At 67.2% G+C, this 23299-nt stretch carries 20 protein-coding genes; 19 read left to right on the top strand and 1 reads right to left on the bottom strand.

The window, feature by feature from the left end; genetic code table 11:
- Positions 1–231 precede the first annotated feature (231 nt).
- Positions 232–1272: an ABC transporter substrate-binding protein gene (locus CTR55_RS26020; RefSeq protein ID WP_296290572.1), complete on the top strand. Its 1041-nt coding sequence runs from the start codon at positions 232–234 to the stop codon at positions 1270–1272.
- Positions 1273–1400: 128 nt separating this feature from the next.
- On the opposite strand, the gene CTR55_RS26015 is transcribed toward CTR55_RS26020, so the two are convergent.
- Positions 1401–4130: a LuxR C-terminal-related transcriptional regulator gene (locus CTR55_RS26015; protein WP_296290571.1), complete on the bottom strand. Its 2730-nt coding sequence runs from the start codon at positions 4128–4130 to the stop codon at positions 1401–1403.
- A 273-nt stretch (positions 4131–4403) separates the two neighbouring features.
- On the opposite strand from CTR55_RS26015, the gene CTR55_RS26010 reads away from it, so the two are divergent.
- From CTR55_RS26010 to CTR55_RS25925, 18 genes are all read left to right on the top strand, one after another.
- Positions 4404–5534, top strand: a complete 1131-nt coding sequence (locus CTR55_RS26010) for a CaiB/BaiF CoA-transferase family protein (RefSeq protein WP_296290570.1) — start codon at positions 4404–4406, stop codon at positions 5532–5534.
- A gap of 49 nt (positions 5535–5583) precedes the next feature.
- Positions 5584–7272, top strand: a complete 1689-nt coding sequence (locus tag CTR55_RS26005; protein ID WP_296290569.1) for a GMC family oxidoreductase N-terminal domain-containing protein — start codon at positions 5584–5586, stop codon at positions 7270–7272.
- A 390-nt stretch (positions 7273–7662) separates the two neighbouring features.
- Complete coding sequence (locus tag CTR55_RS26000; protein ID WP_296290568.1) at positions 7663–9219, top strand: long-chain fatty acid--CoA ligase; 1557 nt, start codon at positions 7663–7665, stop codon at positions 9217–9219.
- Positions 9220–9254: 35 nt separating this feature from the next.
- Positions 9255–10439, top strand: a complete 1185-nt coding sequence (locus tag CTR55_RS25995) for a lipid-transfer protein (RefSeq protein ID WP_296290567.1) — start codon at positions 9255–9257, stop codon at positions 10437–10439.
- A 16-nt stretch (positions 10440–10455) separates the two neighbouring features.
- Positions 10456–10899: a MaoC family dehydratase N-terminal domain-containing protein gene (locus CTR55_RS25990; protein ID WP_296290566.1), complete on the top strand. Its 444-nt coding sequence runs from the start codon at positions 10456–10458 to the stop codon at positions 10897–10899.
- Positions 10900–10909: 10 nt separating this feature from the next.
- The gene (locus CTR55_RS25985) at positions 10910–11317 is read left to right on the top strand and encodes a MaoC family dehydratase (protein ID WP_296290565.1); all 408 of its coding nucleotides are present in this window, start codon (positions 10910–10912) and stop codon (positions 11315–11317) included.
- Between the two features lie 15 nt (positions 11318–11332).
- Complete coding sequence (locus CTR55_RS25980) at positions 11333–12160, top strand: SDR family NAD(P)-dependent oxidoreductase (RefSeq protein WP_296290564.1); 828 nt, start codon at positions 11333–11335, stop codon at positions 12158–12160.
- Between the two features lie 74 nt (positions 12161–12234).
- Positions 12235–13383, top strand: coding sequence for an acyl-CoA dehydrogenase family protein (locus CTR55_RS25975; RefSeq protein WP_296290563.1), 1149 nt, complete (start codon positions 12235–12237; stop codon positions 13381–13383).
- 67 nt (positions 13384–13450) lie between these two features.
- Positions 13451–14242 (top strand): enoyl-CoA hydratase/isomerase family protein, encoded by a 792-nt coding sequence (locus tag CTR55_RS25970; RefSeq protein WP_296290562.1) that lies wholly within the window; start codon positions 13451–13453, stop codon positions 14240–14242.
- 30 nt (positions 14243–14272) lie between these two features.
- A complete protein-coding gene (locus CTR55_RS25965) occupies positions 14273–15679 on the top strand; it encodes a coniferyl aldehyde dehydrogenase (RefSeq protein ID WP_296290561.1) in 1407 nt (468 codons plus the stop codon).
- Positions 15680–15731: 52 nt separating this feature from the next.
- On the top strand, positions 15732–16817 hold the full coding sequence (locus tag CTR55_RS25960; RefSeq protein ID WP_296290560.1) for a Zn-dependent alcohol dehydrogenase: 1086 nt from the start codon (positions 15732–15734) through the stop codon (positions 16815–16817).
- Positions 16818–16887: 70 nt separating this feature from the next.
- On the top strand, positions 16888–17865 hold the full coding sequence (locus CTR55_RS25955; RefSeq protein WP_296290559.1) for a nitronate monooxygenase family protein: 978 nt from the start codon (positions 16888–16890) through the stop codon (positions 17863–17865).
- Positions 17862–18314, top strand: a complete 453-nt coding sequence (locus tag CTR55_RS25950) for a PaaI family thioesterase (protein WP_296290558.1) — start codon at positions 17862–17864, stop codon at positions 18312–18314. The genes CTR55_RS25955 and CTR55_RS25950 overlap by 4 nt, the downstream gene beginning before the upstream one ends.
- Positions 18315–18328: 14 nt before the next feature.
- Positions 18329–18718: an OB-fold domain-containing protein gene (locus tag CTR55_RS25945; protein ID WP_296290557.1), complete on the top strand. Its 390-nt coding sequence runs from the start codon at positions 18329–18331 to the stop codon at positions 18716–18718.
- On the top strand, positions 18715–19866 hold the full coding sequence (locus CTR55_RS25940) for a thiolase (RefSeq protein ID WP_296290556.1): 1152 nt from the start codon (positions 18715–18717) through the stop codon (positions 19864–19866). Before CTR55_RS25945 ends, CTR55_RS25940 begins: the two co-directional genes overlap by 4 nt.
- Positions 19867–20326: 460 nt before the next feature.
- Positions 20327–21520 (top strand): acyl-CoA dehydrogenase family protein, encoded by a 1194-nt coding sequence (locus tag CTR55_RS25935; protein WP_296290555.1) that lies wholly within the window; start codon positions 20327–20329, stop codon positions 21518–21520.
- A 13-nt stretch (positions 21521–21533) separates the two neighbouring features.
- Positions 21534–22673 carry an acyl-CoA dehydrogenase gene (locus CTR55_RS25930; RefSeq protein WP_296290554.1) on the top strand — a complete coding sequence of 380 codons (1140 nt, stop codon included), beginning with the start codon at positions 21534–21536 and terminating at the stop codon, positions 22671–22673.
- Between the two features lie 158 nt (positions 22674–22831).
- Positions 22832–23299, top strand: a 468-nt coding sequence (locus CTR55_RS25925) for an electron transfer flavoprotein subunit beta/FixA family protein (protein WP_296290553.1), incomplete at its 3' end; no start/stop codon positions are given.

Below are 23299 nucleotides of genomic sequence, written 5' to 3'. Positions count from 1 at the left end.
CGGCCGGCAAGGATGCCACCAAGCGCGAGGCCTTGTCGCGCCTGGCTTGAACGAGCCTTGCGGGCTTCGTACCGGGATACGAGCGGGGCCTTCCGAATTGTAGTTCCGTCTGATTGTGGAGCTTGCCTGCGAGCCCCAAGACTAGCTGGCAGTGCGCCATGCGAGCCCTTGGAGGCCCGGATGGCGCCGCCTGCCGCAAGGCGGGCCGTCTACTCACCGGAGACCATAACAATGAACAAGATCCTGAGTTCCTCCCTCGCTTGCGCCCTTGGCTGCGCGGCGACTTTCCCTGCTTTCGCCGACCTCACCGTGGTCTCCCACGGCGGCGCCAACAAGGCCGCCCAGGTCAAGGCCTTCTACCAGCCCTACATGCAGCAGAGCGGTAGCCGCCTGATCGCCGACGAGTTCAACGGTGAAATGGCCAAGGTCAAGGTGCAGGTGGACACCGGCAGCGTCTCCTGGGATGTCGTGGAGATGGAAATGCCGGAACTGGCGCGGGCCTGCGATGACGGCCTGCTGCAGGAAATCGGCGAGCAGGCGGATATCGCCAGGCTCGCTCCCGATCTGTTGGATGGCGCTGTGCAGCCTTGCGGCGTGGGCTTCTTCGTCTGGTCCACGGTGCTGGCCTACAACGCCGACAAGCTCAAGAGCGCGCCGACCGGCTGGGCGGACTTCTGGGACACGCAGAAATTCCCCGGCAAGCGCGGCCTGCGCAAGGGCGCGATGTACACCCTGGAGTTCGCCCTGATGGCCGACGGCGTGGCGCCGAAGGATGTGTACACCGTGCTCGGGAGCAAGGAAGGCCAGGACCGCGCCTTCAAGAAGCTCGACCAGATCAAGCCGAGCATCCAGTGGTGGGAAGCCGGCGCCCAGCCGCCGCAGTACCTCGCCTCGGGCGACGTGGTGATGAGTTCCGCCTACAACGGCCGGATCGCCGCAGTACAGAACGAGAGCCAGCTGCGCGTGGTGTGGAACGGCGGCATCTACGACATGGACGCTTTCGCCATTCCCAAGGGTGCGAAGAACACCGAGGAAGGTCTGCGCTTCATCCAGTACGCGTTGCAGACCGAGCAGCAGAAGAACTACGCCCAGCAGATCGCCTACGGCCCGGTGAACCGCGCCGCCGTCCCGCTGGTGGACGCTGCGCGCCGCGCCAACATGCCAACCGACGAAGCCAACCTGGCCGGCCAGGTGGCGATGAATGCGGCCTTCTGGGCCGACCATGGCGAGCAACTGGAGCAGCGCTTCAACGCCTGGGCCGCCAAGCAGTAAGTGGTCACAGTGTGCGGTGTCACCGCACTTTCAGGCCGCCTTCGGGCGGCCTTTTTTGTGGGTGGGGGCGCCTGTTCGTTGCATCGGGCCAGGGCAGGGTCCGGTCCGCTGCAGGGGAATGGCGGTGATCAATCCAGAAGGCCGCGCGCCCGCGCAATCGCCACCGCCTCGGTACGCCCCTGGGCGCCAAGCTTGGCGTTGATGTTGCGCAGGTGCGATTTCACGGTGAATTCGGAGAGGAACATCTTCTCGGCGATCACCTTGTTCCGGTGCCCCGCCGCCAGCAGGCGGATCACCTGGATTTCGCGGGTGGTCAGGCCTTCACCGGCGGCGCCGGCCGCCTGGCCGTTGCTCGGCGTTTCGCCGTGGCCGACGAAGCGTTGCAGCAGGGTGGTGAGGAAGCGCGGCTCGATGCCCAGCGCCCGCGACTGCGCCTGATGCGGCACCGCCCAGCGTTGCAGCAGGCTGCCCAGGCGCGGGCCTTCGTCGAGGAAGGTACGCATGAAGCCTTCGTGGCTGGCGAAGCGCAGCGCCTCGCTGAGCGCCTCGAAGGATTCCTCGGTGCGCTCCAGGGCGCTGAGCGCCAGGGCATGCAGCAGGCGCAGCTTGAGTTCGCGGCGATGGTGCTGGCGGCTCTGGGCTTCAACCATCGCCGCGCGCAGTTCGAGCTCGGTTTCCGCGCAGTCGCCCTGGGCGATGCACAGGCGGAAGCGGGCGATGCTCGGGGTGTCGACATCGTTGCCATGCAGCAGGATACCTGGCCGTTCCCAGTCGCCATGGATCTCGGCGTAGCGCAAGGCCTGGCGTGCCGACTCCAGCCGATTCTCCAGGGTCGCCGCGCGGGCGCGCTCCAGCCACGCCGAGCAGATCACCCGTGCCGAGCCGGCTTGCAGGCCGATTTGCTCCAGGTCCGCCAGCAGGCGCAGCCAGGCATCGCGGTCGCCCTTGAGCAGGGCCACGCGGGCCAGCAGCACATGGGAGGAAATCAGCGAATCCGGCGGGCTGCTCTCCTTGGCGTGGGGCAGCACGTCGCCCAGCAGTTGCTCCACTTCATCCAGCGCATCGGTTTCGTAGAGGGCGATGGACAGGGTGATTTCCAGCGAGGGACGCCCGGCGAGGATCTTTTCCGCGCCGCCAGCGACTTGCGTCGGGAAGGCCGCCTGCAGGCGCGCCACCGCGTTGCCCAGGCGCCCCTGGATCATGTCCAGCGCGCCTTCCAGACAACTGGCCACGCTGCCCATGGACTGCGTGCGGCTCTGCGAACAGCGCAGGATGGCCCGCGACAGCAGGCGCCGCGCCTCTTCGTAGCGCCCGGTGGAGACCAGGCTGTAGCCCAGGCAGTTGGCGATCACGCCGTACTGGAACTGCTCGTCATCGGGGATGCGCTGGATATGCGCCAAGCCGGCCTCGCAGCAGGCTTCCACCTGGTCGGTGACGGCGAACAGCAGGCAGCGGATGGTTTCCGCCTCCAGGGCCGCCGGTTGCTCGCCGTCCTCTGTGGCGCCACGCAGCAGCGCGATGCTGGCCAGGGCGTCGGTGTAGCGGCGGTGCAGGGCCAGGGTCCAGGAATAGCCCAGGCACAGGTTCGGGTAGCGCTGCAGGGTCTGCGGCGGAATCTGATCGAGCCAGCGCAGCAGCAGGCGCGAACGGCCGACGTCCATGAACTCGCCGACATGACGGCTCAGGTGGTGCGCCGCCTCGTCGCGGGCGCCGGCTTGCAGCAGATGGTCGATGGCCGGTACCGGGCGCTGCTCGCTCAGGTACCACTGCGCCGCCAGTTGGTGCAACTGCGCGGCGTGGCCGGGGTAGTAGCGCTGCAGGGCATCGCGCAGGTAGCTGGCGAACAGGCTGTGGTAGCGGAACCACTGGTGCTCGTTGTCCAGCGGGAAGAGGAACAGGTTGGCGCGCTCCAGGTGGGCAAGCATTTCCTGGCCGTCCCGCCCGCCGGTGACGGCGTTGCACAGCGGCACACTGAGCTGGTCGAGGACACTGGTGAGCAGGAGGAACTGCCGGCAAGGCTCGGTCTGCCGCGCGAGGATGTCCTCGGTGAGGTACTCGGCCAGCTCCAGGTTGCTGCCGGAGAAGCTGGAGACGAAGGCCGCGTGGTCGGTGCGCCCTTGCAGCGAGAGGCTGGCGAGGTAGATGGCGGTGATCCAGCCCTCGGTGCAGCGGTAGAGCGTGGCGATCTCGGCGTCGCGTAGCGGCAGCTCGCGCTTGTCGCGGATGAAACGGGTCGCTTCTTCGAGGGAGAAGCGCAGCGCGCCGGGGTTGAACTCCAGCAACTGGCCACGGGCGCGGATGCGCCCCAGGCCGATGTCCGGCGTCGAGCGCGAGGCCAGCACCAGTACGCCACAGGGTGGCAGGCAGTCGATCAGTTGCTGGACGAAGTTGAGCACCGCCGGGTTATGGATCGCCTCGAACTCGTCCAGCAGCAGGGCGAAGGGGCGCGTGCGGTCCGACAGTTCTTCCAGCAGCCCCTGCATCTGCTGCGCGAGGCCCAGCGGCTCGGCGGGCGGCGCGGCATCGAGTTGGCGCAGGCCGTTGGCGAGGTGGGCGACGAAGCGCTGCAGGTCGTTGTCCGCGGCATCCAGGTTGAGCCAGAGCACCTGGCGTTCCTGGGCCAGGCAACGCTCGCGATACTGCTGCAGAAGGGTCGTCTTGCCAAAGCCGGCGGCGGCGCGGAGCAGGATCAGCCGTGCGCTGGACTGCTCCATCTGATCGAGCAGGTGCAGGCGCGGCAGGTGGCTGGACGAGGCGGTCGGCGTGGCGAACTTGCTCGACAGGATGCGCAGCGGCGCGGTGGCCCCAGCGACCCCAGCGGCAGGGCTGGAAGAGCTGGCGGAAAACTGGTCAGACATGGCGACTCCGCTGGCCGGTCGTGTGGCTGCGCTGGGCGCGCCGCCGGCTCGTTTGTTGTTCTGTATCGCGGCATCTTGCCACGGCCGGCGGCGTAATCGCAGTCGTTCATTCGAACTACTCGGTAGTTTGAGGCACGCCACTGACCCGCAAGCGCCCGTGAGCGGACTAGGCAGCGTTTTCGTCCGTTCGAACCATTGTTGGCCGTCGGCCCGTCGCTAGGCTGGGAGCCGCCGGATATCCCGGCGCTTGCACAGCCAGACAGGAGCGATGCGATGGCGGGCCCGCTGACGGGATTGAAGGTAATCGAGATGGTCGGCCTGGGGCCGGCACCGTTCTGCGCCATGCTGCTGGCCGACATGGGCGCCGAGGTGATCCGCGTGCAGCGTCCCGGCCAGGCGCTGGGCGAGCGGGCGCGCTTCGATGTGCTCGGTCGTGGTCGCCGCAGCATCGCCCTGGACCTGCGCCGGAGCGAGGGCGTGGAGACGCTTCTGCAACTGGTGGAAGGCGCCGACGCCCTGATCGAAGGCTTCCGCCCCGGCGTGATGGAGCGCCTGGGCCTGGGCCCGGAACAATGCCAGCAGCGCAACCCGAAGCTGGTCTACGGCCGCATGACCGGCTGGGGCCAGAGCGGCCCGCTGGCCCAGGCCGCCGGCCACGACATCAACTACATCGCCCTGGCCGGCGCGCTGCACGCCATCGGCCGGCCCGGCGAGAAGCCGGTGGTGCCGCACAACTACATCGGCGACTTCGGTGGCGGCGGCATGCTGCTGGGCTTCGGCGTGCTCTGCGCGCTGCTGGAAGCGCAGCGCTCCGGCAAGGGGCAAGTCGTGGACGCCGCCATGACCGATGGCACCGCGCTGCTCTCGGCGATGATGTACGGCTTCCGCGCCTCCGGCCGCCTGAGTGACGAACGCGGCACCAACCTGATCGATGGCGGCGCGCACTTCTACGACACCTACGAATGCTCCGACGGCCGCTTCATCGCCCTGGGCGCCATCGAGCCGCAGTTCTACGCCGAACTGCTGCAGCGCTGCGGCATCGACGATCCGCAGTTCCAGCAGCAGATGGACCCGCGTCAGTGGCCGCAGCTCAAGGTCAAGCTCACCGCACTGTTCCTGCAACGCAGCCGCGCCCAGTGGTGCGAGCTGCTCGAAGGCAGCGACGCCTGCTTCGCCCCGGTGCTCGACTGGGCCGAGGCCGCGCAGCACCCGCACAACCGCGAGCGCGGTACCTACCTGGAACTCGACGGCGTACTTCAGCCCGCGCCAGCTCCGTGTTTCAGCCGCACCCCGGCCGCAACACCGACGCAGGCGCCGGGCGAGCCGCAGAGCGAAGCGGTGCTGCGCGACTGGGGGCTGAGTGACGAACGCATCGCCGACCTGCAGCAGGCCGGTGTCATCTGAACCCCGCAGCGGCGGGGGCCAAAAGCACAACAACAAGAAAGGTGAACCGATGGAACGCTTGTACGAATATATAGTGGTAGGCGCAGGCTCTGCCGGCTGCGCCGTGGCAGGTCGCCTGGCCGATGCCGGTTGCAGCGTCGCGCTGCTGGAAACCGGCGGCCACGACCACACCGGCAAGGTGACGGTGCCGGTGGGGCTGGTGCTGACCATTCCGCGCAAGGGCGACTACAACTACGCCTACGAAAGCACCGCGCAGCCCAGCCTGGCCGGGCGCGCCAGCTACCTGCCACGCGGGCGCGGGCTGGGCGGAAGCTCCTCGATCAACGGCATGCTGTACCTGCGTGGCACGCCATCCGACTATGACGGCTGGGCCGCTGCCGGCTGCCAAGGCTGGAGCTGGAAGGAGGTGCTGCCTTACTTCAAGCGCGCCGAGAACAACGAGCGCGCCGCCGGCAAGGACGACGCGCTGCACGGTGGCAGCGGCCCACTGCATGTCGTCGACCCGCGCTCGCCGTGCTCCTGGGCGCGCCACTTCATCGAGGCTGCGGCCAGCGCCGGCCACGCCTACAACCACGACTTCAACGGGCCGCAGCAGGAGGGCGTGGGTTACTTCCAGGTCACCCAGTTCAACGGCGAGCGCTGGAACGCTGCGCGGGCCTACCTGCACCGTGGCAATGCCGGCGATGCGACGCATAACGGCGGGCGCTCGAACCTACAGGTGCTGACCGGCAGCCGCGCCCTGCGCATCCTGTTCCAGGGCAAGCGTGCCACTGGCGTGCTGGTGGAACGTGACGGCCAGGAAGTGACCTTGCATGCCTCGCGGGAAGTGATCGTCTGCGCCGGCACGCTGGTCTCGCCGCAACTGCTGATGGTCTCCGGCATCGGCCCGGCCGAGCACCTGCGGCAGATGGGAGTTGCTCCGCTGCATGACGCGCCCGAGGTGGGGCAGAACCTGCAGGAGCACCCGGACCTGATCCTGCACAAGCGCATCTTCAGCACCGACCTGTTCGGCGTGACCGTGCGCGGTGCCCTGAGCTACCTGGGGCAGTGGCGCAAGTACAAGCGCGAGCGCGGCGGTCTGTTCACCCGCACCTTCACCGAGGCCGGAGCCTTCCTCAAGACCGACCCGGCACTGGCCGACCCGGACATCCAGCTGCACTTCGTGATGTCCTCCGGTGACAACCACGGGCGCACTTTCCACTACGGCAGCGGTTATTCGATCCACGTCTGCGTGCTGCGCCCGTACAGCCGCGGGCAGGTCCGCCTGCACAGCGCCGACATGCGCGACGACCCGCTGATCGAGCTGAACCTGCTGCAGGACGAGCGCGACATGGCGACCATGCTCAAGGGCGTGAAGCTGGTGCATCAGATCCTCGAACAGCCGGTGCTCACGCGCTTCGGCGGCAAGCCGCTGTTCCATGGCCACCTGAAGTTCGACGGCAGCGACGACGAAGCGGTGAAGCGGATGATCCGCGAGCACTGCGACAACGTTTACCACCCGGTGGGCAGTTGCCGGATGGGTGGCGACGAACAGTCGGTGGTCGACCCGCAGCTGCGTGTGCGTGGCGTGCAGGGCCTGCGGGTGGCCGATGCCTCGGTGATCCCGCTGCAGGTGGGCGGCAACACCAACGCGCCGACCATCATGGTCGGCGAGAAGTGCGCCGACCTGCTGCTGGCCGAGCGCAACGCCTCGGAGCCGAGCCGCGTGGCTTCGCTGGGCGAGATGCAGGTCAGCTGATACGGAGTTGTACGGGGGAGGGCCAGGCGGCTTCGGGCGCCTGGCCCTTTTTTATGGCGCTGCCGGCAAGTTCGCTTCGCGAGCAAGCTCGCTCCTACGAAGAGCGGTCCGGCGCGTCCCTGTAGGAGCGAGGGGGACGCCACCGTTATTGCTCGCGAACCGCCCAGCAGCGAACTCACCGGTTGCCCCGCCGCCCTACGACTCTGCACCGCGCCACCCGTGTGCGTAGGAGCGGACTCCGTCCGCGATCGATTCCCCCCAACGCCTTACCCCCCTAGTCCCTTCGAACCACCCGCCAATCCCCCGCAGCTTCATCCCTTCGACCGACGCCGCGCTCAACGCCCCTCCCTAGTATCGAACTCACAAGAACAACACGATTGGAGACCTGCCATGTACCTGACCCAAGGCCTGCAGCGCATGCTGCAGCAGGACCCGGACCACGTAGCGACCATCTTCCGCGGCCGCACGCGGACCTTCCGCGAACAGGGCGAGCGCGTCTCGCGCCTGGCCGCGGCCCTGCAGCAACTGGGCATGCGCAGCGGCGACCGGGTCGGCATGCTGGCCCTGAACTCGGACCGCTACCTGGAATACATGCTGGCCACCTGGTGGGGCGGCGGCGTGCTCAACCCGGTGAACATCCGCTGGAGCGTGCCGGAGATCGTCTACTCGCTGGACGACTGCCAGACCGAAATCCTGCTGATCGACGACCACTTCCTGCACCAGGCCGAAGGCATCCGCGCCGGCGCCAAGAGCGCCCCGGTGCTGATCCACGTCGGTGACGGTGCGGCGCCCGAGGGCATGCACTCCTTCGAAGGCCTGATTGCCAGCCACGAGCCCATCGAGGACGCCATGCGCGGCGGCAACGACCTCGCCTCGATCATGTACACCGGCGGCACGACCGGCCTGCCCAAGGGCGTAATGCAGTCGCACATGAACCTCTGGTCCTCCGCTGTGGCGCGCATGGCCGAGTTCCCCGCCGAGGATGACTCGCGCACCCTGCACGCCGCGCCGATGTTCCACACCGCCGCGATGGCGCGCTGCCTGAGCCAGGTGATCGGTGGCTACGTCAACGTGTTCATCCCGATGTTCGATCCGCTGGAAGTGCTGCAGACCATCGAGCGCGAGCGCATCAACGAGATGCTGCTGGTGCCGACCATGCTCCAGGCGGTGATCAACCACCCGGACTTCGAGCGCCACGACCTGTCGTGCCTCAAGCGCATGGCCTACGGCGCCTCGCCGATCTCCCTGCCGGTGCTGGAACAGGCGCTGGCCAAGTTCCCCGGCATTGCCTTCATGCAGGCCTACGGCATGACCGAATCCTCGCCGGTGATCTCGGTGAGCCCGGAATGGACCCACCAGGCCGAAGGCATCGCCAGCGGCCTGGTGCGCAGCGCCGGGCGTGGCGGCTTCGGCGGCCTGGTGAAGATCGTCGACGAGGAGGGCAACGAAGTCCCGCGCGGCGTGGTCGGCGAGATCATCGTCTGCGGCCCCAACGTCATGCTCGGCTACTGGAACCGCCCGGAAGAAACCGCCAAGACCCTGCGCAACGGCTGGCTGCATACCGGCGACGGCGCCTACATGGACGAGCGCGGCTTCCTGTTCATCGTCGACCGCCTCAAGGACATGATCGTCACCGGTGGCGAGAACGTGTACTCGGCCGAGGTCGAGAACGTGGTGGCCCGCCACCCGTCCGTGCAGAGCTGCGCGGTGATCGGCATCCCTCATGAGCGCTGGGGCGAAGCGGTACACGCGGTGGTCGTGCTGCGCGCTGGCAGCGACATCTGCTCCGACGACATCCGCGCCCACTGCGCCCAGCACATCGCTGGCTACAAGTGCCCGAAATCGGTCGAGTTCGTTGCCGCGCTGCCGCTCTCGGCGGCCGGCAAGGTGCTCAAGCGCGAGCTGCGCGCCCCCTACTGGAAAGACCAGAACCGCGCTGTCAACTGACCGCGCGCAACAAGCCCATCCCCAAGGAGAAACACATGAGCAATAAAGTAGTGGTGGCCGGGGTCGGCATGATCCCCTTCACCAAGCCGGGCCAGAGCGACGAGTACCACATCATGGGCGCCAATGCGGCCAAGGCCGCGCTGGCCGACGCCGGCATCGACTATGCGCTGGTGCAGCAGGCCTACGTCGGTTACGTCTACGGCGACTCCACCTGCGGTCAGGCCGCTGTCTACGGCGTCGGCCTGACCGGCATCCCGGTGGTCAACGTCAACAACAACTGCGCCACCGGCTCCACCGCGCTGTTCCTGGCGCGCCAGGCTGTTGAGTGCGGCGCGGTGGAATGCGCCATCGCCCTGGGCTTCGAGCAGATGGTGCCCGGCGCGCTGAAGGGCGCCTACACCGACCGCACCGTGCCGATGGACCGCTTCGTCAAGACCATGACCCAGGTACAGGGCTTCGACGAACAGGCTCCGCGCGCCGCGCAGTTCTTCGGCGGTGCCGGGCGCGCTTATATGCAGGAATACGGCATCAGCCGCGAGACCTTCGCCCGCATTCGCGTCAAGGCCAGCCAGCACGCCGCGCGCAACCCGCTGGCGGTGTTCCGCAACGTGGTCAGCGTCGATGAAGTGATGGCTTCGCCGATGATCTTCGACCCGCTGACCCGCCTGCAATGCTGCCCGCCGACCTGCGGCGCGGCCGCCGCCATCGTCTGCTCCGAGGCCTTCGCCAAGAAGCACGGCCTGCGCACCGACGTGGTGATCGCCGCCCAGGCCATGACCACCGACCGCAACAGCACCTTCGACGAAGCCGACATGCGCAAGGTCATCGGCTACGACATGACCCGTAATGCCGCGACCGCCGTGTACGAGAAGGCCGGCGTTGGCCCGCAGGATATCCAGGTCGTGGAACTGCACGACTGCTTCACCGCCAACGAACTGCTCACCTACGAAGGCCTGATGCTGACCCCCGAAGGCACCGCCGAGAAATTCATCCTCGACGGCGATAACACCTACGGCGGGCGCATCGTCACCAACCCTTCCGGCGGCCTGCTCTCCAAGGGCCACCCGCTGGGCGCCACCGGCCTTGCCCAGTGCTTCGAGCTGACTCGCCAGCTGCGCGGCACCGCCGATGCCACCCAAGTGGACGGCGCGCGCTTCGCCCTGCAACACAACCTGGGCCTGGGCGGCGCCTGCGTCGTCACCCTGTTCCAGCGCCAGTGATCCGGGAGCCGCGAGCATGATCGACAAGAGCCATATCGGCGCGGTGGTCTCCAGCCACACGCAGCTGGTCGAGGCGGGGCGCCTGCGCTTCTTCGCCAAGGCCACCGGCCAGGCGGATGCGCGCTACAGCGACGAAACCGCCGCCCGCGACGCCGGCTACCCCGGCCTGCCGGTGCCGCCGACCTTCCTCTTCTGCCTGGACATGGAAGCCGGCGGCTCGGGTTCGGTGCTCAAGCGCCTGAACATCGACCTCGGCCGCATCCTCCACGCCGAGCAGGGCTTCACCTACCACCGCATGGCCTTCGCCGGCGAGCGCCTCTCCTTCGAGACGAAGATCGTCGACATCTACGACAAGAAGGGCGGCGCCCTGGAGTTCGTGGTGCGCGAGACCCGCGTCACCGACGGTGCCGGCGAGCTGGTGGCGGAGCTGCGCAACAGCCTCGTCGTACGCAACGGATAAGGAGCCGAACGTGAACCTGAATGCAATCGCCGTCGGCGACGAACTGCCGAGCTTCACCACCGACCCGGTGAACCGTACCACCCTGGCGCTGTACTGCGGCGCCTCGGGGGACCACAACCCGATCCACGTCGATATCGACTTCGCGAAGAAGGCCGGCATGCCCGACGTGTTCGCCCACGGGATGCTGTCCATGGCCTACCTCGGCCGGCTGCTGACCAACTGGGTGCCGCAGGAGCGCCTGCGCAGCTACTCGGTGCGCTTTGCCGCGATCACCCAGCTGGGCGACGCCATCACCTGCTCCGGCCGCGTGCTGGAAAAGGACGAGGCCGCCGGCACCCTGCGCCTGGAAATCACCACCCGCAACCAGGCGGGTGAAATCAAACTGTCCGGCGAAGCCGTCGTGGCCCTGGACGCCTGAAACAGGAGAACAACAATGAACAAAAAACTCGCCGGCCAGGTTGCCATCGTTTCCGGTTCCGGCCGTGGCATCGGTCGTGAAATCGCCCTCAAACTGCACCGCGACGGCGCTGCCGTGGTGGTCAACGACCTCGACGCCGCCCCGGCCGAGGAAGTGGTCGCGCAGATCGTCGCCGAAGGCGGCAAAGCCGTCGCCTGTGTCGGCAGCGTGACTGAAAAGGACTTTGGCGAGCGCTTCGTGAAGACCGCCCTGGAGTCCTTCGGCGGCCTCGACATCATCGTCAACAACGCCGGCTACACCTGGGACAACGTGATCCAGAAGATGACCGACCAGCAGTGGGACGACATCATGGAAGTTCACGTCTCCGCGCCGTTCCGCATCCTGCGCGCCGCTTCCGGGCACTTCCGCGAAGCCGCCAAGAAGGAAGCCGAGGAAGGCCGCGAGGTGTTCCGCAAGGTGGTCAACATCTCCTCCGTTTCCGGCGTGATGGGCAACCCCGGCCAGGCCAACTACTCGGCGGCGAAATCCGCGATCAACGGCCTGACCAAGGCCCTGGCCAAGGAGTGGGGCCGCTACAAGGTCTGCGTCAACAGTGTCGCCTTCGGCCTGATCGAAACCCGCCTGACCTCCGCCGCGGCGGGCGAGGGCGCCACCATCAACGTCGGCGGCCGCGAACTGAAGGTCGGCATCAGCGAGCAGATGGCGAAGAACGCCGCCTCGCTGATCCCCATGGGCCGCGCCGGCACCCCGGAAGAGGCCGCCGGTGGCGTGTACCTGTTCTGCATCCCCGAGTCGAACTACGTCTCCGGCCAGGTGCTGATTGTCGGCGGCGGTCGTCCCTGACCGTCCCTTTTGCCGGCCGCCTAGCGCGGCCGGCCTTCTTCCCGAATTCTTGAACCGACTGCCGAGGAGCCGCCATGAGCGCCACTCAATCGCCGTGGATCACCGACGACCTGGTGATCTTCCAGGACTCCATCCGCCGCTTCATCGCCAACGAACTGGCGCCCCATGAAGAGCGCTGGTGGAAGCAGCAGTACATCGACCGCGACATGTGGCTCAAAGCTGGCGAGTTCGGCATGTTGCTGCCCAGCATCCCCGAGCAGTACGGCGGCGGTGGCGGCACCTTCGCCCACGACGCCATCGTTACCCTGGAACAGAGCCGGGCGATGTGTTCCAGCCTGGGCACCAACGTGCACAGCGGCATCGTCGCGCACTACCTGCTGCGCTACGCCAGCGAGGAACAGAAGCTCGAGTGGCTGCCGAAGATGGCCCGAGGCGAGATGGTGGCGGCGATCGCCATGTCCGAGCCGGGTGCCGGTTCCGACCTGCAGGCGATCAAGACCCGCGCCGTGCGTGACGGCGACGAGTACGTGATCAACGGCTCGAAGACCTTCATCACCAACGGCTACCACGCCGACATCATCCTGGTGGTGGCCAAGACCGACCCGGAGAAGGGCGCCAAGGGCACCTCGATCATCGTCGTGGAAACCAAGGACCTGGCCGGCTTCCGCCGTGGCCGCATCCTCGAGAAGATCGGCCAGAAGGGCCAGGACACCACCGAGCTGTTCTTCGACGACGTGCGCGTGCCGGCCGCCAACCTGCTGGGCCCGGAGGAGGGCAAGGGCTTCGTCCAGCTGATGCAGCAACTGCCCCAGGAACGCATGATCATCGCCCTCGGCGCAATGGCGACCATGGAGCGCGCGGTGGCCGAGACGGTCGAGTACGTGCGCAGCCGCAAGGCTTTCGGCCAGACCCTGCTGGACCTGCAGAACACCCGCTTCAAGCTCGCCGAGTGCCAGAGCACCGCCGTCATCGCCCGCGCCTTTGTCGACGACTGCATGGTCAAGGTGCTCAAGGGCGAACTGTCCGGTGAAACCGCAGCCATCGCCAAGTGGTGGAGCACCGAGCAGAACTGCAAGGTGATCGACGAGTGCCTGCAACTGCACGGCGGCTACGGCTACATGCTCGAGTACCCCATCGCGCGGATGTACGCCAACGCCCGGGTGGGCCGCATCTTCGGCGGCTCCAACGAAATCATGAAGGAAATCATCGCCCGCACCCTGTGATGCGGGTGGACCGGGCCGCCTCGCGCGGCCCGGTCATTCCCGCCGGGATGCCTGCCGCGAGGTACGCATGTCGAGCATCGAGCTCTCTATCGAAGACGGACTGGCGCGCCTGACGCTGGCCAGTCCGGAACGCAAGAACGCGCTATCCACGGTGATGATTGCCGAGCTGATCGACGCACTCACTGTGCTACGGCGCAACCCTGAGGTCCGCGCGCTGCTGCTTTCTGGCGCTGGCGGGGCCTTCTGCTCCGGCGGCGACGTCAGCAGCATGGGCGGCACGCCCGAGGCCGCCGCCGTGCGCATGCGCATGGCCGAGACCAACCGCCTGCTGGCCGCGCTGGCCGACTTCGACCGCCCAGTGGTCGCGCTGGTGGACGGCGTGGCCTACGGCGCCGGCTTCAGCCTGGCGCTGGCCGCCGACTTCGTCATCGCCAGCGAGCGCGCACGCTTCTGCATGGCTTTCGCGCGTATCGGCCTGGTGCCGGACCTGGCCGCCTCCTGGCTGCTGCCGCGCCTGGTGGGCATGCAGCACGCCCGCGAGATCATTTATTCCGCCCGCGAGATCGGCGCCGCTGAGGCCGTGCAACTGGGCATCGCCCTGGAAAGGCACGAAGGCGAACGTGCCGCCGTCCGCGCCGAGGAGCTGGCCCGTGCTCTTTCGCAGATGTCGCCGCCGGCCTTTGCCATGAGCAAGCGCCTGCTGGCACGCAGCTTCGAGAACGACCTGGCCACCCAGCTCGACGCCGAAGCCGCCGCCCAGGCCGTGGCGCTCACGTCCGGCTACGTGAAGGAAGCCTCCGCGCGCTTCCTGCGCAAGGAAGCCCCGCAATACCAGTGGCCGTCGCGCCGCGACGACTGAACCCCAACAATAACGAGCGAGATACCCGCCATGACCCAGACCAGCCCCGGCGCCGCCATCCGCGCCGTGCTCGACAAGCAGCGCGCCGCCCACCTGGCCAGCGAGCCGATGAGCGCCGAACGGCGCATCGAACTGATCGACCGCGCCATCGGCCTGCTGGTCGATCACCAGGACCAGATCATCGCCGCCGTGCGCGCCGATTTCGGCCAGCGCAGCGACGACTTCTCCCGCGTGGTGGAAGTGCTCTCGCCGCTGATGAGCCTGAAGCAGACCAAGGCCCAACTGCTCGGCTGGATGCAGCCCGAGCCGCGCCACTGCGAGCGTGGCGAAGCCTGGGTGGAGTACCAGCCGCTGGGCGTGGTGGGCATCGTCACGCCGTGGAACTTCCCGGTGAACATGGTCTTCACCGGCCTCGCCGGGGTACTCGCCGCCGGTAACCGGGCGATCATCAAGCCCTCGGAATTCACCCCGCACAGCTCGGAACTGATCGCGCGGATGATCGCCTCGGTATTCGCCGAGGACGAAGTCGCGGTGATCACCGGCGGGCCGGAAGTCGGCCAGGCGTTCTGCGCCCAGCCCTTCGACCACCTGCTGTTCACCGGCGCCACCAGCATCGGCCGCCACGTCATGCGCGCCGCCGCCGAGAACCTGGTGCCGGTGACCCTGGAGCTGGGTGGCAAGTCGCCGACCATCATTTCCCGCTCGGCCGACTTCCAGGCCGCGGTGCAGAAGATCATCGCCGGCAAGCTGCACAACGCCGGGCAGATCTGCCTGGCGCCGGACTACGTGTTCGTCCCGGAGGAGTCGCTGGACGACTTCATCGCCAGCGCCCGCGAAGTGGTTGCACGCTTCTACCCGAGCCTGCGTGACAACCCTGACTACACCTCGGTAATCAACGTCCGCCACCAGCAGCGCCTGCAGGGCTACCTGGACGAAGCGCGCGCGGCGGGCGTGGAACTGATCGAACTGAACCCGGCCGGCGAGGACTTCGCCGCGCAAACCGGGCACAAGCTGGCGCCGACCCTGCTGCGCAACCCCGGCGACGAGCTGAAGGTGATGCAGGACGAAATCTTCGGCCCGCTGCTGCCAATCAAGCCGTACAAGGACATCGCCGAGGTGATCGCCTACATCAACGCCCACCCGCGTCCGCTGGGCCTGTACTACTTCGGCGCCGACGCCGACGAGCAGGCGCTGGTGCTGCGCCGCACCACCTCGGGCGGGGTGACCATCAACGACGTGATCAAGCACGTCGGTATCGAAAGCCTGCCGTTCGGCGGCGTCGGCCCTTCCGGCATGGGCTCCTACCACGGCCGCGATGGCTTCCGCACCTTCAGCCACGCCAAGGCGGTGTTGAAGCCGGTAGATGGTCCCGACCTGATGCGTCCGCCCTACGTCGAGCAGGTCAAGCAGATAGTCGCCTCCCTGATCACCCGTTAAGACCCACAGGGCGCGGTATGGTCCGCGACCACTGCCCAAGAGGTTTTCCCTTATGAAGGCTGCCGTTTTCCATCAACCGGGTGCCGCGCTGACCATCGAAGAGGTCAGCATCTCCAAGCCCGGTCCGCGCGAGGTGCTGATCCGCACCGTTGCCAGCGGTGTCTGCCACTCGGACCTGCACGTGGTCGATGGTACCTATCCCTATCCGCTGCCGGTGCTGCTCGGCCATGAGTCGGCCGGTATCGTCGAGGCGGTCGGCGCCGATGTGCGCAGCGTCAAGCCGGGCGACCACGTGGTCACCTGTCTGTCGGCGTTCTGCGGCTGCTGCAGCGATTGCGTGACCGGCCACATGAACCGCTGCCAGTCGCCCAGCACCAAGCGCGGCAGCGACGAAGAGCCGCGCCTGAGCTACGTACAGAAGCCGATTCCGCAGTTCATGAACCTCGGTGGCTTCGCCGAGCAGATGCTGGTGCACGAGAACGCCTGCGTGGCGATCCGCAAGGACATGCCACTGGACCGCGCCGCGCTGCTCGGTTGCGCGGTGATCACCGGCACCGGCGCGGTGTTCAACACCGCCAACGTGCGCCCCGGTGAAACCGTGGCGGTGATCGGTTGCGGCGGCATTGGCCTGGCAACCATCAATGGCGCGGCCCTGGCCGGTGCCGCGCGGATCATCGCCATCGACATGCTCGATTCCAAGCTGGAGCTGGCCAGGACCTTCGGCGCCACCGATGTGGTCAACGGCAAGGATGGCGATGCCGTGAAGCAGGTGCTGGAAATGACTCGCGGCGGCGTGCACTACGCCTTCGAATGCATCGGCCTGAAGCAGACCGCCGAGCAGGCCTTCGGCATGCTCCGTCGTGGCGGCAGCGCGACCATCATCGGCATGATCAAGCCGGGTGTGAAGATCGAATTGCCTGGCCTGGATTTCCTCGGCGAGAAGAAGGTGCAGGGCTCGTTCATGGGCTCCAACCGCTTCCCGGTGGACCTGCCGCGCCTGGTGGACTTCTACATGCAGGGCCGTTTGAAGCTCGACGAGATGATTTCGCAGCGCATCAAGCTGGAGCAGATCAACCAGGCCTTCGACGAGCTCAAGCGTGGCGAGCTGGCCCGCTCGGTGATCATCTTGGACCAGTGAGTGTCCGTTGTCCGGGAGCGTGCGCCGCTCCCGGCAGCGTTCCCATCCAACCGAATTTCGAGACAGCAACATGAAAACACGCATTACCGAACTGCTCGGCATCCGCTACCCGATCATCCAGGGCGGCATGATGTGGGTGGGCCGCGCCGAGATGGCCGCCGCCGTTTCCAATGCCGGCGGGCTGGGCATCCTCACCGCGCTGACGCAGCCGACCCCGGAGGCGCTGGGTGAGGAAATCGAGCGCTGCCGCACGCTCACCGACAAACCCTTCGGCGTGAACCTGACGCTGCTGCCGTCGATCAACCCGCCGCCCTACGAGCGCTACCTGGACGTGATCATCGCCAGCGGCGTGAAGGTGCTGGAAACCGCCGGCAACAACCCCGGCGAGTTCATCGCCCGCGCCAAGGCGGCCGGGATGACGGTGATCCACAAATGCGTGGCCGTGCGCCATGCGCTGAAGGCGCAGAGCCTGGGCGTGGACGCCGTGTCCATCGACGGTTTCGAGTGCGCCGGGCATCCGGGCGAGGACGATGTCTCCGGCCTGGTGCTGATCCCGCTGGCGGCGCGCCGCCTGCAGGTGCCGGTGATCGCTTCCGGCGGCATCGCCGATGGCGAAGGCATGGCTGCTGCGCTGGCGCTGGGCGCCGAAGGGGTGAACATGGGCACGCGCTTCTGCGCCACCCTCGAAGCGCCGATCCACGAGAACATCAAGCGCTCGCTGGTCGGCGCCACCGAACGCGACACCCGGCTGATCTTCCGCACCCTGCATAACACCGCACGGGTGCTGCGCAACCCGATCTCCGAGGAAGTGGTGAGCATCGAGAAACGCGGCAACGCGCAGTTCGAGGACATCCGCCACCTGGTGGCCGGCGCCCGTGGCCGCGCGGCGCTGGAGAGCGGCGAGGCGGACGACGGCATCGTCACCGCCGGGCAGTGCGTCGGCCTGATCGACGACATCCCCAGCTGCGCCGAGCTGCTGGAGCGCATGGTCCGCGAGTGCCGGGCCAGCCTGCAGCGTGCCCGTGGTTACCTGGGAGGTGAGGCATGAGCGCTACCGATTTCGTCGAGGAGGAGGGCGCTGTTCCTGCCGGCTTCCAGCCCATGGAGCGGCCCGGCTTCGTCACCAACTGCCAGGGCGTCTACGTGAATCTGGAGCGCCGCATGGTGGCCGCGCGCATCCTGCCCGAGCACCTGAACCCGCTGGGCATCGCCCACGGCGGCTTCCTCGCGACCCTGGCCGACACCGGCTTCGGCACGGCGATCAAGCTCACCGCCGGCAGCGAGCTGCCACCGGCCACCATCAACCTCGACATGGATTACCTGAGCCCGGCGCTGCCGGGGCGCTGGATCGAGGTCCATGTGCAGATCCACAAGCTCGGCCGCAGCATCAGCGTGGCCAGCTGCGACCTGCTCGACGGCGACAAGCTGGTGGCGCGCGGCAAGGGCACTTTCATCAACAACACGCGCAGCCTGCACGGCCGCGTCGATCAGAAGTGAATCAGGAGCCTGTCATGGCCGAGACTCCCCCAGCCGCCGCGCCCGTCGGGCCGGAGGCGCAGTACCAGCGGTTCCTCCAGCAGGGTCGCTTCATGCTCCAGCGCAGCGCTTCCACTGGCCGCCATGTGTTCTACCCGCGCGTGGCCATTCCCGGCAGCGGCGAGACCGACCTGGAATGGGTCGAGGCCGCCGGCACCGGGCGCATCTACGCCATCACCGTGAACCGCTCGCGCAACGCCAGCCATAACGTGGCACTGATCGATCTCGACGAAGGCGTGCGCATGATGTCGCGCATCGAAGGCCGGGAAACCGCGCCCGTCGGCAGCCGGGTGAAGGCGCGGGTGATCGAGGAAGACGGGCAGGCGCTCGTGGTGTTCGACCTGATCGAAGAGGTGCAGGCATGAATTCGTCCCTTCGCGGCAAGACCGCCATCGTTGGCATCGGCAGCGCCGGGATCGGTGAAGCCCACGGCTTCAGCGCCATGGAACTGCTCGGCCAGGCTTCGCTGAAGGCCATCGCCGATGCCGGGCTGAAACTCTCCGACGTCGATGCGGTGTTCTCCGCCACCAGTTCCCATGCCTTCCCGACGCTGTCGGTTTGCGAGTACCTGGGGATCAAGCCCAGGTTCGTCGACGGCACCAACGTCGGCGGTTCCAGCTTCGAGTGGCACCTGTTGCAGGCGACCCTGGCGCTGCAGGCCGGCCTGTGTGACGTGGCGCTGATCTGCTACGGCTCCAACCAGCGCACCGCTGGCGGCAAGCTGGTGTCGATGAGCGAGCCGCAGTGGCACGAGACGGCCTACAAGCCGCGCCACCCGATCACTTCCTACGCGCTGGCGGCCAGCCGGCACATGCACCAGTACGGCACCACCCGCGAGCAACTGGCGGAAGTGGCACTGGCCGCGCGCGGCTGGGCCAACCTCAATCCGGAAGCCTTCGCCCGTGGCCCGCTGAGCATGGACGACGTGCTGGCTTCGCGGATGGTCAGCGACCCGCTGAGCGCCGCCGACTGCTGCCTGGTCACCGATGGCGCCGGTGCCTGCATCATGGTCCGCGCCGACCGCGCCCGTGACCTGCCGAACAAGCCGGCGTACTTCCTCGGTGCCGGCGGTGCGCAGTGGCACCGTTCCATCGTCGCCATGCCGGACCTGACCGTCACCGCCGCTTCCGAAAGCGGCCCGCGCGCCATGCAGATGGCCGGCGTGAGCCACACCGACATCGACCTGGTGATGCTCTACGACGCGTTCACCATCAATACGATCCTGTTCCTCGAAGACCTCGGTTTCTGCCCGAAGGGCGAGGGCGGGCGTTTCGTCCAGGGCGGGCGCATCGCCCCCGGTGGCGAGCTGGCGGTGAACACCAATGGTGGCGGCCTGTCCTGCGTGCATCCGGGGATGTACGGGATTTTCCTGATCCTCGAAGCGGTGACGCAGATTCGCGGCCAGGCCGGCGCGCGGCAGCTGAAGAAGGCCGATATCGCGCTGCTGCATGGCAACGGCGGGACGTTGTCGAGCCAGGTCACGGCGTTCCTGGGGAGCGAGGCGGCGCTCTAGTTCTCTGGGTCTTCCGGCTGACTTCTATCTAACCGACCGCGCCGAACGGTCCCCTCTCCCGCTTGCGGGGGAGGGCTAGGGAGGGGGGCGGAGCCAGGCATTAGCACTGATTCAGCCTGGTCATCCGCAGCCCTCACCCTAACCCTCTCCCAGGGGGAGAGGGGACCGTGCGGTGCAGGAGGAAACCCATGCGTCAGCCGGCACGGATGGCTCCCTCTCCCTGAGGGAGAGGGCTGGGGTGAGGGGGAGGCCCGAGCACGGGACTGCCAGAAGATCACAGAAAGCCCGTCCGGCCCATGCCGTGCGGGCTTTCTGCTTTCCGAACGGGAGGAAAATCCCCTCCGAAATTGGTCCGAACGAACTACAGCCAGCCCCGCGCCGCATCCCGATACTCGACCACAGCACCCAACCCGCCGCCCCTGCGCGGCGCACAAGAACAACAGGTCTGAGGAACACCTCGATGGATATCCACTACACGCCCGAAGAGCTGGCCTTCCGCGAGGAAGTGCGGGCCTTCCTGCGCGACAAGCTGCCGGCCGAACTGGCTGCCAAGGTCAAGCTCGGCAAGCGCCTGAGCAAGCAAGACAACGTCTTCTGGATGCGCACCCTGAACGATCGCGGCTGGCACGCCTCGCTGTGGCCGGTGGAGCACGGCGGCACGGGCTGGAGCGTGGTGCAGAAGTACATCTTCGAGGAAAAGTGCGCGATCTTCGGCGCGCCGCGGGTGCTGCCATTCGGCGCAGTGATGGTCGGCCCGGTGATCATCAACTTCGGCACCGAGGAGCAGAAGGCTTACTTCCTGCCGCGCATCCTCGACATGACCGACTGGTGGGCGCAGGGCTATTCCGAGCCGGGCTCGGGCTCCGACCTCGCCAGCCTGAAGACCCGCGCCGTGCGCGAAGGCGAGCACTACATCGTCAACGGCCAGAAGACCTGGACCACCATGGCCCAGCACGCCGACTGGATCTTCTGCCTGGTGCGCACCGACCCGCAGGCCAAGGCCCAGCGCGGCATCAGCTTCCTGCTGATCGACATGAAGACCCCCGGCATCACCGTGCGCCCGATCATCACCCTGGACGGCGAGCACGAGGTCAACGAAGTCTTCTTCGACAACGTCAAGGTGCCGGTGGCGAACCTGGTGGGCCAGGAGAACGACGGCTGGACCTGCGCCAAGTACCTGCTCACCCACGAGCGCACCGGGCTTGCCGGCATCGGCTTCTCCAAGCAGCTGCTGCGTCAGCTCAAGGGCATCGCGGCGCGCGAGCGCAAGGGCGGCAAGCCGCTGATCGACGACCCGCTGTTCCGCGCCCAGGTGGCAGAAATCGAGATGCAGCTGATGGCCGCCGAGATGAGCAACCTGCGCATCCTCGCCGCCGCGCGCGAAGGCGCTGGCAGCGGTGCGGAAAGCTCGATCCTCAAGGTGCGCGGCACCGAGATCCGCCAGGCGATCACCCACCTGCTGCGCAAGGCCGTCGGGCCCTATGCGCTGCCGTTCCTCGAAGAGGAGATGGAGGCCTGCGCCGGCGATTTGCTGCACACCGACTACAGCACCACCGCCGCCAGCCAGTATTTCATCATGCGCAAGCTCTCGATCTACGGCGGCTCCAACGAGATCCAGAAGAACATCGTTTCCAAAGTGAACCTCGGGCTCTGAGAGGCAGCCGACCATGGACTTCAAACTCAATGAAGAGCAGCAGATGCTGCAAGACACGGCGGCGCGTCTGGTACGTGACGCCTACGGATTCGAACAGCGCGAGGCCTATCGCCGCAGCGAGTTGGGCTACAGCACCGACTTCTGGCGCCAGCTCGGCGAGCTGGGCCTGACGGGTGTTTCCCTGCCCGAAGCCTACGGTGGCTTTGGTGGCGGTGTGGACAGCCTGCTGGTACACACCGAACTGGGCCGTGGCCTGTGCCTGGAGCCTTACCTGCAATCGGTGGTGTTCGCCGGCGGCCTGCTGGCCCAGCTGGGCAACGACGCGCAGAAGGACCAGTTGCTCACCCGCGTTGCCAGCGGCGAGCTGCAACTGGCGGTGGCCTTCGAGGAACCGCAGAGCCACTACGAACTGAACAGCGTGACCACCCGCGCCGAGCCGGTGAACGGTGGCTGGCGTCTGAGCGGGCGCAAGGTTGCGGTGATCGGCGGGCACAGCGCCGGGCTGGTTCTGGTCTCGGCCCGCGTGTCGGGCAGCGAACGGGACGAGCAGGGCATCGGCCTGTTCTTGCTCGACCCGAGCGAAGCGGGCGTCAAGCGCCGCGTCTACCCGACCGCCAATGGTCTGAAGGCCTGCGAGCTTTACCTGGACGGTGCTTTCGTCGCCCGCGAGTGTGTGCTGGGTGAGCCCGGCAAGGCCTTCGACGCGCTGCGCTACCAGCAGGGCCGAGCCATCGCCGCGCAGTGCGCCGAGGCGGTCGGCGCCATGGAGGCTACCTGCGAGCTGACCCTGGAATACCTGAAGACCCGTAAGCAGTTCGGTGTCGCCATCGGCACCTTCCAGGTGCTGCAGCACCGCATGGTGGACATGCGCGCCGAGCTGGACCAGGCCAGCAGCATGGCGATCCTCGCCGCCTGCGTTGCCGACCAGCCCGACAGCGCCGAGCGCAGCCGCGCCCTGGCGGCGGCCAAGTACATCACCACCCGTGCCGGGCGTTTCATCTCCGAGCAGTGCATCCAGCTGCACGGCGGCATCGGCCTCACCGACGAGTACCTGGGTTCGCACTACGCCAAGCACCTGGTGATGATCAGCCACCAGTTCGGCGACGACGACCATCATCTGCAGGCGTTCAGTCGACTGATGGACGTTGCCTAAAACACAGAACGTAGGGCGCATAACGCGCCAGCGTTATCCGCCGCTGGCCCGAATGACGGCGGATAACCGCAAGCGGTTATGCGCCCTACGGACCGAACCTGCACAGAGTCACCCCTTGTTCCGGGCCGCAAGGCCCGGTTTTTTTCTGGAGTTCCCGAATGAAAGTCCTCGTAGCCGTCAAGCGCGTGGTCGATTACAACGTCAAGGTCCGCGTCAAGGCGGACCACTCCGGCGTCGATCTGGCCAACGTGAAGATGTCCATGAACCCCTTCTGCGAAATCGCCGTGGAAGAAGCCGTCCGCCTGAAAGAGAAAGGCGTCGCCAGCGAGATCGTGGTGGTCTCGGTCGGCCCGAATGGCGCGCAGGAGCAACTGCGTACCGCGCTGGCCCTCGGTGCAGACCGCGCCGTGCTGGTCGAGAGTAACGACGAGCTGAATTCCCTGGCCATCGCCAAGTCGCTGAAAGCCCTCGTCGACAAAGAGCAGCCGCAGCTGGTCATCCTCGGCAAGCAGGCCATCGACAGCGACAACAACCAGACCGGCCAGATGCTGGCGGCGCTGACTGGCTACGCCCAGGGCACCTTCGCCTCCAAGGTCGAAGTCGCTGGCGACAAGGTCAACGTCACC

The sequence above is a fragment of the Pseudomonas sp. genome, assembly GCF_002796985.1.
Lineage (GTDB): Bacteria > Pseudomonadota > Gammaproteobacteria > Pseudomonadales > Pseudomonadaceae > Pseudomonas.
The sequence above is the reverse complement of the archived record's forward strand: the minus strand, read 5'-3'. Positions and strand labels throughout refer to the sequence as shown.